Genomic DNA, 12,302 nt, shown 5'->3' on the forward strand with positions numbered 1-12,302 from the left:
CAGGAGCCTGTCGGTGACAGATCTTTCTCACGCGACCATCAGCGAGCGTAAAATCACATTCGGAATCATTGCCGGTGAGGCATCGGGGGATATCCTCGGTGCCGGCCTGATCCGTTCGCTGCGCCAACGCTATCCCCGGGCCCGGTTCGTCGGCATTGGCGGGGAGGAAATGGTTGCGGAGGGATTTCATTCCCTGGTGCCGATGGAACGTCTTTCGGTCATGGGGCTGGTGGAGGTCCTTGGACGAATTCGTGAACTGTTCAGCATCCGGGCCCGGCTCCTGGACTATTTCTTCGCCACGCCACCGGATGTTGTGATCGGTATCGATTCTCCGGATTTTACGCTTGCGATCGAACGGCGCTGCCGCGAGGCCGGCATTCTTTCCGTGCATTATGTCAGCCCATCGGTTTGGGCCTGGCGGCAGAAGCGGATCTTCAAAATTGCCAAATCGGTCAACCTGATGTTGACCCTGTTTCCTTTCGAGGCAAGGTTTTACGAGGAGCATCAGGTGCCTGTGGCCTTCGTGGGCCATCCACTGGCAGATCGAATTCCCATGGCGCCGGATACCCTCAAGATGCGGGAGTCGTTGGGAATAGATGCGGATGCACCCGTACTGGCGGTTCTTCCCGGTAGTCGTGCAGGAGAAGTGGAGAGACTTGGTACCCTGTTTCTTGAGGCCTCTCGCTGGATACAGGACAGAAGACCTGATCTGCAGTTGGTGATCCCCTGCGTGAACCGGGACCGGGAGAAGCAGGTGCGCGATCTGGTCGATGCGTTGGAGGTGAAGCTTCCGGTTACCATCGTACGTGGGCGTTCCAGGGATGTTATGGCCGCCTCCGACGTTGTGCTCTTGGCCTCTGGAACGGCAACACTCGAAGCGATGCTTCTCAAAAAGCCGATGGTTGTAGGGTACCGCCTGAGCGGGTTCAGCTATGCGCTTCTGTCGAAGTTGGTGAAGGTGCCTCATGTCGCATTGCCCAATCTCCTCGCGAAGCGCCAGCTTGTTCCAGAGCTGCTCCAGGACGACGCCACGGCCGAGAGTCTGGGTGCAGCAGTGCTTGAGCGACTGGAGAACAAAGAGGAGAGGGCGAGGCTTAACGAAGCCTTTACCGAGTTGCACCATTCACTGAAGCAGGGGGCTGATGAAAAAGCCGCTCAGGCGATCTCAGACCTGATAGAGCAGGGTGTCCACTGATGCCCAAGAGCCCTTTGCCACCCTTCGAGTGTCGTTACACCGGTTCTTTGCTTGCCGGCGTGGACGAAGTCGGTCGGGGGCCGCTCATCGGGGCCGTCGTGACTGCCGCGGTCATTCTGGATCCGGACCGGCCAATCGCAGGCCTGGCTGACTCAAAGAAACTGACCGAGAAGCGTCGCAACGCCCTCTACGATCAGATTCTCGAGCATGCCAAAGCCTGGAGCATTGGCCGGTGCGAGTCCCACGAAATCGACCGGCTGAATATCTACCAGGCCACAATGCTGGCTATGGAGCGCGCAGTATCGGGGCTGGCTGTGGTGCCTGAGTACGTTCTGGTGGATGGTAATCGCTGTCCCAAGTGGCGCTGGCCGTCGGAACCGGTTGTCAAAGGCGACAGTCGGGTGGCTGCCATCAGCGCCGCTTCTATTATTGCCAAAGTAACCCGTGACCGGGAAATGGAAGCGCTGGAAGCGCGTTTCCCCGGGTTCGGCCTGGCGCAGCACAAAGGTTATCCGACCCCGGTCCATCTGGAGGCCCTGCGCCGCCTCGGAGCAACCATTGAACACCGCCGCTCCTTTCGACCTGTTCAGGAAGTGATTGAAACAGTGGGATTCTATCAAGATCACGCTGCCCCAGAGCCCGAAGAGCTTCAGTACCGGGCAGACCTTTTCGAAGATATCGATTGACAGTTTTGAATCCAATCATTAATATACGCGCACGTTGATCGGGGTAGCCCGGTAAACAACCAGTTTTGATGCGGGGTGGAGCAGTCTGGTAGCTCGTCGGGCTCATAACCCGAAGGTCGTTGGTTCGAATCCAGCCCCCGCTACCACTATTTAACAAAGCCCGCTTATGCGGGCTTTGTTGTTTCTAATCGGAGCTTCTGAGTCACCGAGACCGCTGTAGAGAAAGGGCCCGCTTTTGCGGGCCTTTTGTTTTATAAGCTACTCCCATACTTCTCCCTCAATAGAATTTTTTCAGTGCTGCCGCCTGTTGTCGGCCCCTTCCGGGCAAATTTTTGCCTTCCCAATCAGTAACTTCTCTAACTTCATTACGAGTCCCTGACGGGAAATTGACAATTTCGTAACTAGGGGAATGACAGAGTTCACATCGATAATCAGCCCCGTTTTATACAATTTCACAAAATCGACGAAAAAATGGTGCTTAAACCACATGAAGCGCGTCATCAAAGTGTCACAGGCATGGATTGCCGCGTTCGCTATGGGAGCACTACTCACAGGGTGTGGCGGTGGTGGCTCTTCCGATTCTTCAGGCACACAAACTAGCTCTAGTGGGGGAATCTCGTCTCCGGAACGCTCCGCAGTATTGAGCTGGAGCGCTCCCCTGACTCGCGTTAACGGCGAGAGCATTCCGATGGGTGAGCTCGACAAATATGTGATCCGGTACGGTCAGGATGCTGACGAGCTGAGCGAAGAGGTGGTCGTCACCAATGCTCAGGCCGAAGCGGAAATGTCCTACGAAGTGAGTGGTCTGGACGCAGGGACCTGGTATTTCACTATCCAGGTTCAGGATACCAACGGGCTGATCAGTGAGCCCTCCGATGTTGTGAGCAAGTCCATCCGTTCCTGAGACTAGAACCCCGGGCCTGGAGTGTGAAGTCTCAGGCCATCGGGTCTGCAATCGGCAGTTTGAGGGTGAACGCAGAGCCTTCGCCCGGTTGCGACGACACCGAAATTTCCCCTCTATGCTTTTCAACAACGGTTTTGACGAAGGATAGTCCGAGTCCCGTTCCGTGGACTCCGGCCAGCTCAGTGCTTTTTTGACGCCGGTAACGGTCAAACAGGTGCGGCAGTTCCTCCGGATCGATACCGGTACCTTCATCGGCAATCGTCAAACAGGCCTGATGGCCAGCGCGGAAGACCTGAATGCTGACGTCTGATCCACTCGGGCTGTATTGAACGGCATTGGTCAGCAGGTTGATAACGGCGCGCTCCAGAAGCTCTGCATTGCCTTTCAGCCACAAATCCTCGGTACCCTGTAACTGGAGTTGTATCTGCTTCTCTACAGCCTGCTCGCTGACGCTGTCACGGGCGTTCTCTACGATCGCCAGAAATTCGCATTCGTAGAACCGGGTTTCCGTTAATTGTTCCGCCCGGGCCAACTGCACGAATTCCTCGGCCAGGTGATAGCTTCTCCGGGCCAGCCGCCCCAGTTGTTCCAGCTGTTCCTGTTCAATGTGGCTGGGATCCCGTTTCAACTGTTCGATCAGGGCAAGCTGTGAAACCAGAGGCGAGCGCACGTCATGGGAAATAAAGTCGATTGCCTCGCGGTGCTGGCGCTGCTGCTCCCGCAATTCCGAAATATCCGAAATATTGGCAATGATGCCTTGCTGGTCGCTGTCTGGCAGCGAAAACGGTGCAAAATGAATCAGGAAATCTTTGTCGCGAATCCTGAGGTCTACGGTGCGGCTCTGTAATAGGGTCAGGGTGTCGGAAACGGTTTCATGCCAGGGTGGCGTTTCCCGCGGATCGTGTCCCTCCAGCAGTTTTACCAGGGGAAGGCCGGCCAGGCTCGGCATGGGCTCGCGGAACCATTCCTCTATGTGGCCGTTGGCAAAACGGATGACCCCCAGTTCGTCGGTCACGATGATACCGTCGGGCATGCGCTCAAAACTTCTCCGGATGAACTGCTGCATGTGGTTCAACCGATCCGTGGCGATGCGGACCCGCTCGATTCGTGCAGAAATGTTTTCACTGGGTCTGGCTGCAGAATCCGCCGGTACGGCTTGCTCAAGGTGAAGCCTGCGCAGATAGCGCTGGATGGCCTCGCGCCCGAGATCATTGGGTAACAGCAGGCCCAGGTGATAGCGGGTGCCGGCTCGCAATAGCTGAATCCAGCTGCGATTGCTGTCGTGAAACCAGTGCCCCGGAGTCAGGTCATCTGGAATATCGCTCTGTGACAGTCCACGTGCGGAGAGGATGTCGTTCTCCTCCATCAAAAGCCACCCTGTGGGGCGAAACAGGGCCTGGAAGTGCTCCAGAAGTTGTGTCGGGTTCCTTCCCGAGGGTGCGGGCAGTGCGACCTGGGGACTTCTGGCCAGTTCGTCCAGTTGACGGTTCAAAAATCGGTTGGTCATGGCCAGTCGAAGGCCGCTGGATACAGGAAAGGCCAAGAGTGGAACCAGCAGTGCGTTTGCAAGGGGAAACCACCATCGCATCGTCAGCAGCACGAACAGATAGATTCCGAGCAGTCCCGCCAGAACCATCGCGCAGGCGAGAAGGGTTCGCGCAGGGCGCATGGGTGGCAGGGCGAGGGCGAGTATCAGGATGGTTGTCATGGCCAGCAGGGCAGACGCCCACGCCGGTGCCGGCTTAATCAACAATCCCTGCATGTATGCCGACAACACGTTGGCGTGGAATTCAACGCCGGACATCGGACGGCTCAGCCCCGAGAAGGGCGTGGGCAGTATGTCGCCAAAACCGGCGGCTGTGGCACCGACAAAGACTATTTTGCCACTGAAGTGTTCGGGTGCGGCCGGCTGAGTGAGTACCTGCGAGAAAGAATACGACTGGAGAGAGCCGGCACCACCGATCAGGGGCACGGCACGGTATTGATCCCGGATATTGACATAGGAAGGCGTATCCCCGGCCTCCGGATTTTGTGGTCCAACACCGCTTGCGGCCAGCGCAAGGCTTGGCCAGAGCTGGTTCCCGAGGCCATTAAACAGGTAAAGACCTCTGGCAACGCCGTCGCTGTCCAGTTCCACATGAGCATGGCCCAGACCGGCGGCCGCTGAAGCCAGCACTCCAACCGGCAATTGTTCGCTTAACAGGTACTGGGAGGTGGGAGGCGACAGATAGACTGGCAGAATAACGTTGCCGTGACTTCGCATCTGTTCTGCCAGTTGCTGGTCGTCTGGCGACGGTTCGGCGAACAGAATATCGAACACAATGGTTTTTGCGCCTGCCTCGTTGAGCTTGGCAATGAGCTCAGCGTGCAGATTACGGGGCCAGGGCCAGCGGCCCAGGCGATTCAGGCTCAGCTCGTCGATCGTCACCAGAACCACCTCGTCCGAGGCTTCCAGTGGATTCGAGGTGATGGTTTGGTCGTACAGCCAGTAATCCAGGCGTTGAGGCAGTTCGGTTGTCTGGATAAGCAGGAGCAGTGCCAGCAGTATCAGGCCCAGAGTCCAGGGGGTCGTTTTAATTGGCAGCCAATCCCGGTTCATGAGCCCTGCTGTGTGGTTCGGTCGATCAACGGATTATTCCAGGTACAATTCCCTCCCTGGTCCCCAACGGCTTTGCAGTGGACCATCAGAAAGAGCTTTCAGGCGCACAAAATACCGCCTTCCGGGAATAAGACGCAAGGCTGCCGTGGTATCAGGCAGTGTTGCCTCCTTGATGATATTGTTGAAGCCCGGCTCCTCCGAGAGTTGCAGTCGGTATTCTGCCGCCGTGTCTACCTTCTCCCAGAACACCCTTACCTGGCTGTCGATGTAGTTCACGCTGATGATCCGAACCGGAGGCAGGCTGCCATTGACCACCAGCTCCCGCGGCTGCGTTGTAGCAACTGAATTGCCGCCTGCTTCGGTCACCACGCGCCAGTAATACTTGCCAGGCCCAAGCGGGCGTGAGGGCAGGGCAGCCGTTTCGGGTGCCCACTCGCTGGTGGCGATCAGGTTCCGGAAATCCTGATCTTCGGCTATTTCTACCCGAGCCACTTCATTGTCGCCGTTAAGCTGCCAGCGAAACTCGGGCATATCGTCGTTGACGGTGCCGCCATCTTCCGGAGCAACCAGGCTGGCAGTCCTGGCCTGAAGATCGACCTCCAGCGGGACGACGCGGGGCATCCCCGCCGTGCCGCGAGTATCGAGTGCCGCCAGGTGTACCTCATAGCTGCCATTATCCAGTTGCCCGATATCAAAGCTGCTGCCTGTCAGTTTTCGGCTTTCTACCCAGCGACCTGTGTCGCTTTCGAAGATGTCCACCCGGTGCATGGGGGCGCGACTTTCCTGCCAGGTCATGGTGGTGGGCAGTTGGGTCAGTCTCGGTGGCAGTGGATCGAGCGCCGGCGCTGGCGGTAGGCGGCGAATGTTCAGGCCGTCATTGTTAGTGGTGGACAGGCTGGCTCCGAAACCCGCAGGGATCCGGCGGGTCTTGCCGGGGGCCCCGAAGTCAACGTCGCCCTCGGTTACCTGCAGGCGAGTGCCCTCTGCCGATGTCTGGAGTGAAAATGCGGTACCTCTCACGGCGGCGACGGCCGAAGGCGTTTCAATCTCGAATCGTGCGCCTCCCTCCATGACCGGCTTCACTCGGGTGTGGATCTCGCCCCTGTCGAGTCGGAGTCTGGTATCGACCATGCCGGCTTTGCCGTATTGGGTCAGGCGATTGAAGATGAGTCGAGAATTCGGAGAAATCCTTACTTCCGAGCCGTCCGCCAGTTCAATGGTGGCGGTCCCGGACGCGGACAGAATTTCATCACCAACGCGGATGAGGGCGTCTTCACTCAGGGGTGTTTTCCGACCGGTATTTCCGGAAATCAGCTGTACGGTTCCGGTGACCGATGTCGCCCGCGCCGGCTGAGGTTGGCGCTTTAGCCAGGCAAGGGGAATTCGCACACTGTCGCCGGCACCCAGAATGGCACCGTTGCCAATCTTGTTGTATTGCAGAAGGCGACTCGCGGGATAATTGGGTGCGAGCAGGTCGTTGGCCACTTCCGAAAAGCTTTCTCCAGGCCGCAAGGTGTAGATCCACTCGGGCACCGGGTTGGCCGACGAAACGTCAGAATGCCCGGCTGAACCGCGCGTTACCGAAAGCTCGGCAGCCGCGGGGGCAGCCCAGGCAAGCAGTGAAAGGATCAGCAGCAGTGCCGGTAATCGCGGAGCCGGGCTGTCAGTCATTGGCTGCCCTGGCGGGTTCGTCGACGTCAAAGGCCTGGTCCTGCGCCTTCATGGCCTCCAGTCGGTAGCCCCGCTGGTAAATGGTCTTGATGCGGAAGCCGTTTTCCGGGTTCAGGCCGAGACGACGGCGCAGTCGGCTCATATGCGTGTCCACGGTACGGGTATTGATATCCCGCGCCAGACCCCAGACGCGCTCAAGCAGCATTTCCCGGGTCAACAGCCGGCCCTGGTTCTGGAACAGGAACAGGGTCAGATCGAAATCCTTGTCGGTCAGCGTCAGTTCTTCACCATGGAGTGCAATGACCCTTTGCTGCGTGTTGATTTCGAACGGACCATAGCGAAGCACTTCCTTTTCGCTGTCAGGATTGGAGCGTCTCGCCAGAGCATTGATGCGCGCGCCCAATTCCGCCGCACGGGCCGGCTTGGCCAGGTAATCGTCGGCGCCGGCATCCAGAGCCCGAACAATATCTGCCTCGCTGTCCCGCTGGGTGAGAAACACGACTGGAATCGGCCAGTTCAGCTGGGCGCGAACGCTCTCGAGAACATCAATGCCGGTCATGTCCGGAATCTGCCAATCCAGAATCAGGAGGTCATAGCTGCGGTGCAGAACCGCGCACAGGAAATTTTGGCCGGTCGGGAAGCTGTCGCAGTGATGCCCGCTTTCAGACAGAATTGACTGGATGTGCTGTGCCTGTTCGGTTTCATCTTCAAGCAAAGCAATACGCATTAAGCCTCTCCCGGAGTGTCGCTCTCTTGCCTGGTATCGAGCAGAGCTTTCAATGGACTACTCTGCTATATCAATCAATTATCACAAAATGTGGATCTGCGTTCAGTATCGTTATGTAGACTTGCGTAAACGGACTAAAGGCTTTCCGTTGTCGTCGTCCAATGTTTGTCGGCAGCCGGGGAAATTACTGCAGCCCCAGAACCAGCCTTTTTTCCCTTTTCGTCGCACCAGGGGCGAGAAACAGTGGGGGCATGGAATGGGTTTCTGGCCAGTGCCATCCTGAGGCGTGGCTTCTTCCAGCGGTCGGGTGCCCCGGCAATCCGGGTAGCGGGTGCAGGCAAAAAAGCGGCCGAATTTGCCCTCTCGCTCCAGCATCGGGGCGCGACATTTGGGGCAGTGGGGCTGTGCCTCTGGCGAGGTTGTGCCGATGCTCTCCGAGTCGACGGTCGGGCGGCCCTGGGGCCTGGCCAGAAAGCCGCGGATCTCCTCTTTGAGGGTATCCAGAAACTTTCTGGGGTCGCCCTCGCCACGGCGAATGCTCTCCAGGTTGGCTTCCCAGACGGCCGTGCGATCCGGCTTGCTGACCGATTCGGGCAAAGCACTGATCAACGCCTTGGCTTTGTCGGTGGCGCGGATATGCCGACTGTCGCGGTACAGGTAATCGCGCTTGAATAAGGTATCGATGATCGCAGCCCGGGTTGCTTCGGTGCCCAGGCCATCGGTCTCGCGTAGGGTTTTGCGAAGTTCGGTATCGGTTACAAATCGGGCGATGTTGGTCATCGCCGAGAGCAGGGTCGCATCGGTGAAATGCTGGGGCGGCTGGGTTTTGCGCTCGCTGAGGTTGCTATCGTCGCAGAATACCGGTTCGCCTTTTTCCAGTCTGGGAAGCGGTGCCTTCTCCGGTTCCTTGCGAGCTTCTCGCAGTTTCAGTTCCAGCGTTTTCCAGCCGGGCACCAGGATGGCCGTTTCCGTCGCGCGGAATTCGTGCTCTGACACTCGTACCGTTAGCTTACCCTCCCTGTGCACGGCATCGGGCGCGAACTGCATCAGATAGTACCGGCTGATCAGTCCGTAGATTTTTTCTTCCGCGTCACTGAGTTTGCCGTTCGGCGTCGGGCGGCTGGTTGGGATAATAGCGTGGTGGGCGTCGACCTGTTTGTCGTTCCACGCGGAAGTCCTGCGGCCAAGGTCTGCGCCGTTGCAGGCTTGCTCCAGATCCGGTGCCACTCGGGCAATGGCTCTTATCACCTGCTCCCGCTGGCTGTAGTGGCCTTCCGGTAAAAACCGGCAATCTGATCGCGGGTAGGTGATGAGCTGGTGGCGCTCGTAAAGATTCTGGGCGGTATCCAGGACGTCTTTGGCACCCATGCGGAATAGCCGGCCTGCTTCAATTTGCAGGGCCGACAGGGAAAACGGCAGCGGTGGCGCTTCCGACCGATCCCGAAAGCGGGACTCGGTGATGGTGCCGGGTCGGTTTCGAACGCTGTCGGCAATCTGTTCAGCGACTTCCCGGTTGAGCAGGCGGTTCTCTTCATCCAGGTAATCCTGGAACTGCTCGTTGGGCTGCCAGCGGGCGGTGAAGGTTTGCTGGTCGGCTTCTTCCTCCTGAGCCCTGAACCTTGCTTCAATGCGGTAATAGGGCTTGGGCTGGAAGTGTTCGATGGTATTGTCACGTTCAACCACAAGGCCAAGTACCGGAGTCTGTACCCGGCCAACGGAATAGACCCCCTGTTCACCCTGCCGCTGATAACTGAGGGTATAAAATCGGGTCAGGTTGATGCCATAGAGCCAGTCGGCGCGTTGTCTGGCCAGGGCGGAATGGGATAACCGACGGAATTCCCGGTTGTCCCTGGGGCTCTGGATCGCCCGGGCCACGGCCGCTGGCGTCAAATCGTTGATCAGTATCCGTTGAACCGGGGCGCTGGCACCGAAATAGCGGATAACTTCGTCCACCAGCAGCTGGCCTTCCCGATCCGGGTCGCCAGCATGAATAATGGTCTTGGCCTGGCGAATCAGCGATTCCAGCACCTTTAATTGTTGCTGAACACTGTCCTTGGGCATGACCTCCCATTTGTCGGGAAACATCGGCAGGTCTTCCTGGCGCCATTTCTTCCAAGCGGGGTTATAGCGTGCAGGTTCTGCCGGTTCCAGCAGGTGGCCGATGCACCAGCTAACGGTGGCAGCATTTTCGCCAGTGCCACAGCGTATCCAGCCCTGGCCTTTCTGGTGAGGGCCAGGGAGGGCAGCGGCGATGGCGCGGCCGAGACTTGGTTTTTCGGCGATGTACAGGTGCATGGGGTTTGGGTGTTTTGGAATCGGGATGGGAATGTGGCGCTTTGGCTTTATGGTGTCAAGGCTCTCGGGTGTGTCCTGTATGTGTAGTAGACTGAGGGTGTTGGTGGAGGCGGCTGTGAAGATGGCCTTCCCAAAAGACGCCGTGAACCCATCCATGGGGGCTTGGTGCTGCCATCCTTGGCAACACACACTTTTGGGAAAGCCATCTCCACACCCGCTTCTGACCGTTCGCCATTCGCCCTCTTCCATCAGGGTTGAGCTGTAGGAGTCTCGAAACATGAAGATCCAGAATGCAATTGAAACCAAGCTGAACGACGCCTTCGATGCGCGTGTGCTTCAGGTGGAGAACGAGAGCCACAAGCACAGTGTGCCTCCTAATTCTGAAACTCATTTCAAGGTGACCCTGGTGTCGCCGGAATTTGAGGGGCAGATGAGGGTGCGGCGGCATCAGGCGATTTACAAGGTGCTTGCCGAGGAACTGGCGGGGCCGGTTCATGCGCTGGCGTTGCATCTATACTCACCGGAAGAATGGGAGGCGACGGGGCAGTCGGCGCCGGAATCTCCGAATTGTATGGGCGGGTCGAAGAAAGATCCGGCGATGGCGACGCGGACCGCACAGGGAGAGGGTTCATGAGTCAGTTTTTCCAGATTCATCCGGAGACGCCACAGAAGCGTCTGATCAATCAGGCGGTGGATATTCTGCGTCGTGGCGGGGTGATCGTGTATCCCACGGATTCAGCCTATGCCATTGGCTGTCACCTGGGTGACAAGCAGGCGGCGGATCGGATCAAGCGGATTCGCCGTCTGGATGACAAGCACAACTTCACCTTGGTGTGCCGGGATCTTTCGGACATCGGGGTCTATGCCAAGGTGGACAACACCCAGTACCGGTTGCTGAAGAATTTCACGCCCGGGCCCTACACTTTCATTCTGGATGCCACCAGTGAAGTGCCCCGGCGGCTGCTTCATCCCAAACGCCGGTCAGTAGGCGTCCGTGTGCCGGACAATGCCATTGTTCAGGAGCTGTTGGGCGAGCTTGGTGAGCCCATCATGAGTAGCACTCTGATTCTGCCGGGCGAAACCGATCCGATGACAGACCCTTATGAAATCCGGGAAACCCTGGAGCATGAGCTGGATCTGATTATCGACGGGGGATTCTGCGGTATGGAAGCGACCACGGTCGTGGACTTTACCGGCGAGGCTCCGGTGGTTACCCGTGTTGGTAAGGGGGATCCGGCGCCTTTCGAGGTCTGATTCTCCTGATCCGTCTTTCCTTTATGCCCGGGCGTTCAGATTAAAGGCGTACGCCCGGCTATTCCCTGCAGCTTCGATTTGCTCGGCACTCACTGAGCGGCGCATGGTGTCGTAACGGTGCACGAGGTCCTGCAGGCCGTTAAATTGCTGGTTCTCGCTGATCAGTGTGTCCAATAGCGGGTTATTCACCCCGTACACCTGATTCAGTTTGAGCGCATTGTCCATGAAATGCAGCGTTGGCTCGTTAACGCTGAGGCGATTGAACGCTTCCTTGAAGTTTTTGTTTACGTTCAGGTCTTTTTCAATCTGGATGCGTGTGTTGTCTGCGATTTTACCTTCCACCGCAACGCTGCCATTCTCCGTTTTGCTCACGTTCAATGCGGTTGCCGGGTGCAGGTTGTATTCGGCAAGTTTGTGCCGCAGTGTTTCTCGAACGAAGGCAAGATCCTGCCCCACAGTTTGTTTGTAGTCGGTCATGGCCAGTCGGCGGGCTTTCAGCCGTGAGAGGTCAGACTGGTTGTTCTCCGAGGGTGTAAAACGGTCATCGCCAGGTGTCGGCTCGGTTTCCATGGCCTTTGCCTGTGCTTTGCCGGGCGCGGCTTCCGGCCCTGTTGAAGGCGTCTGGCGCCTTTCCATGGCCTGCTGGAACTGGGTGCTCGCCCGGATCAGAGATGTCAGTAGGGACATGGATGGGTTTCCTCCTTCGGTCAACCGGAGTGCGGTTTCCGAACAGTCAGCGTTGGGAATCACGAATGCTTGTCATCATGCTCTGCAGCTTTCAGGCCAACTCGATGAAGTCCCGGGCTGAGGGCTCCCTCCTTCCTTCATGTGTAAACGACTTTTCCCGGATCTGATCTGGGTCAGGAAATAATTGACGCATATCTATAAAGTTTGGCGACAGTTAGTTGTCATCACGAAACGTCAAAACAACGTCCTGGCCGCATGCCGCGCGGTCTCTGTGTCGGGTTACC

Annotated in this window: 10 protein-coding genes and 1 tRNA gene; 6 read left to right on the plus strand and 5 right to left on the minus strand. The window is 57.8% G+C overall.

Annotated elements, in window-relative coordinates:
• Positions 1–13 precede the first annotated feature (13 nt).
• From lpxB to ACP86_RS16795, 4 genes are all read left to right on the plus strand, one after another.
• On the plus strand, positions 14–1,195 hold the full coding sequence (gene lpxB, locus ACP86_RS16775; RefSeq protein WP_053114840.1) for a lipid-A-disaccharide synthase: 1,182 nt from the start codon (positions 14–16) through the stop codon (positions 1,193–1,195).
• Positions 1,195–1,881 carry a ribonuclease HII gene (rnhB, locus tag ACP86_RS16780; protein ID WP_053114841.1) on the plus strand — a complete coding sequence of 229 codons (687 nt, stop codon included), beginning with the start codon at positions 1,195–1,197 and terminating at the stop codon, positions 1,879–1,881. Before lpxB ends, rnhB begins: the two co-directional genes overlap by 1 nt.
• 69 nt (positions 1,882–1,950) lie before the next feature.
• Positions 1,951–2,027 (plus strand) — tRNA-Met (locus ACP86_RS16785).
• Between the two features lie 389 nt (positions 2,028–2,416).
• Positions 2,417–2,785 carry a fibronectin type III domain-containing protein gene (locus tag ACP86_RS16795; RefSeq protein ID WP_227497769.1) on the plus strand — a complete coding sequence of 123 codons (369 nt, stop codon included), beginning with the start codon at positions 2,417–2,419 and terminating at the stop codon, positions 2,783–2,785.
• 31 nt (positions 2,786–2,816) lie between these two features.
• Here ACP86_RS16795 and ACP86_RS16800 read toward each other — a convergent pair whose 3' ends face one another.
• From ACP86_RS16800 to ACP86_RS16815, 4 genes are all read right to left on the minus strand, one after another.
• On the minus strand, positions 2,817–5,384 hold the full coding sequence (locus ACP86_RS16800; protein ID WP_053114842.1) for a CHASE2 domain-containing protein: 2,568 nt from the start codon (positions 5,382–5,384) through the stop codon (positions 2,817–2,819).
• A gap of 33 nt (positions 5,385–5,417) precedes the next feature.
• A complete protein-coding gene (locus ACP86_RS16805; protein WP_053114843.1) occupies positions 5,418–7,055 on the minus strand; it encodes a FecR domain-containing protein in 1,638 nt (545 codons plus the stop codon).
• Positions 7,048–7,782, minus strand: a complete 735-nt coding sequence (locus tag ACP86_RS16810) for a response regulator transcription factor (protein WP_053114844.1) — start codon at positions 7,780–7,782, stop codon at positions 7,048–7,050. Before ACP86_RS16810 ends, ACP86_RS16805 begins: the two co-directional genes overlap by 8 nt.
• A gap of 111 nt (positions 7,783–7,893) precedes the next feature.
• Entirely contained in the window at positions 7,894–10,077 is a 2,184-nt protein-coding gene (locus ACP86_RS16815) for a DNA topoisomerase 3 (RefSeq protein ID WP_053115556.1), read from the minus strand.
• Between the two features lie 277 nt (positions 10,078–10,354).
• Between ACP86_RS16815 and ACP86_RS16820 the strand changes: the two genes are divergently transcribed.
• Positions 10,355–10,711 carry a BolA family protein gene (locus tag ACP86_RS16820; protein ID WP_008171407.1) on the plus strand — a complete coding sequence of 119 codons (357 nt, stop codon included), beginning with the start codon at positions 10,355–10,357 and terminating at the stop codon, positions 10,709–10,711.
• Positions 10,708–11,331: an L-threonylcarbamoyladenylate synthase gene (locus tag ACP86_RS16825; protein WP_008171409.1), complete on the plus strand. Its 624-nt coding sequence runs from the start codon at positions 10,708–10,710 to the stop codon at positions 11,329–11,331. Before ACP86_RS16820 ends, ACP86_RS16825 begins: the two co-directional genes overlap by 4 nt.
• Before the next feature lie 21 nt (positions 11,332–11,352).
• On the opposite strand, the gene ACP86_RS16830 is transcribed toward ACP86_RS16825, so the two are convergent.
• Complete coding sequence (locus tag ACP86_RS16830; protein WP_053114845.1) at positions 11,353–12,018, minus strand: hypothetical protein; 666 nt, start codon at positions 12,016–12,018, stop codon at positions 11,353–11,355.
• Between the last annotated feature and the right edge of the window lie 284 nt (positions 12,019–12,302).

Origin of the sequence: Marinobacter sp. CP1, from assembly GCF_001266795.1 — a bacterium.
Taxonomy (GTDB): domain Bacteria; phylum Pseudomonadota; class Gammaproteobacteria; order Pseudomonadales; family Oleiphilaceae; genus Marinobacter; species Marinobacter flavimaris.

Coding starts and splice junctions, on each gene's coding strand:
- rnhB (WP_053114841.1), top strand. CDS start 1,195: ATGCCCAAGAGCCCTTTGCCACCCTTCGAGTGTCGTTACACCGGTTCT.
- ACP86_RS16795 (WP_227497769.1), top strand. CDS start 2,417: ATGGGAGCACTACTCACAGGGTGTGGCGGTGGTGGCTCTTCCGATTCT.
- ACP86_RS16800 (WP_053114842.1), bottom strand. CDS start 5,384: ATGAACCGGGATTGGCTGCCAATTAAAACGACCCCCTGGACTCTGGGC.
- ACP86_RS16805 (WP_053114843.1), bottom strand. CDS start 7,055: ATGACTGACAGCCCGGCTCCGCGATTACCGGCACTGCTGCTGATCCTT.
- ACP86_RS16810 (WP_053114844.1), bottom strand. CDS start 7,782: ATGCGTATTGCTTTGCTTGAAGATGAAACCGAACAGGCACAGCACATC.
- ACP86_RS16815 (WP_053115556.1), bottom strand. CDS start 10,077: ATGCACCTGTACATCGCCGAAAAACCAAGTCTCGGCCGCGCCATCGCC.
- ACP86_RS16820 (WP_008171407.1), top strand. CDS start 10,355: ATGAAGATCCAGAATGCAATTGAAACCAAGCTGAACGACGCCTTCGAT.
- ACP86_RS16825 (WP_008171409.1), top strand. CDS start 10,708: ATGAGTCAGTTTTTCCAGATTCATCCGGAGACGCCACAGAAGCGTCTG.
- ACP86_RS16830 (WP_053114845.1), bottom strand. CDS start 12,018: ATGTCCCTACTGACATCTCTGATCCGGGCGAGCACCCAGTTCCAGCAG.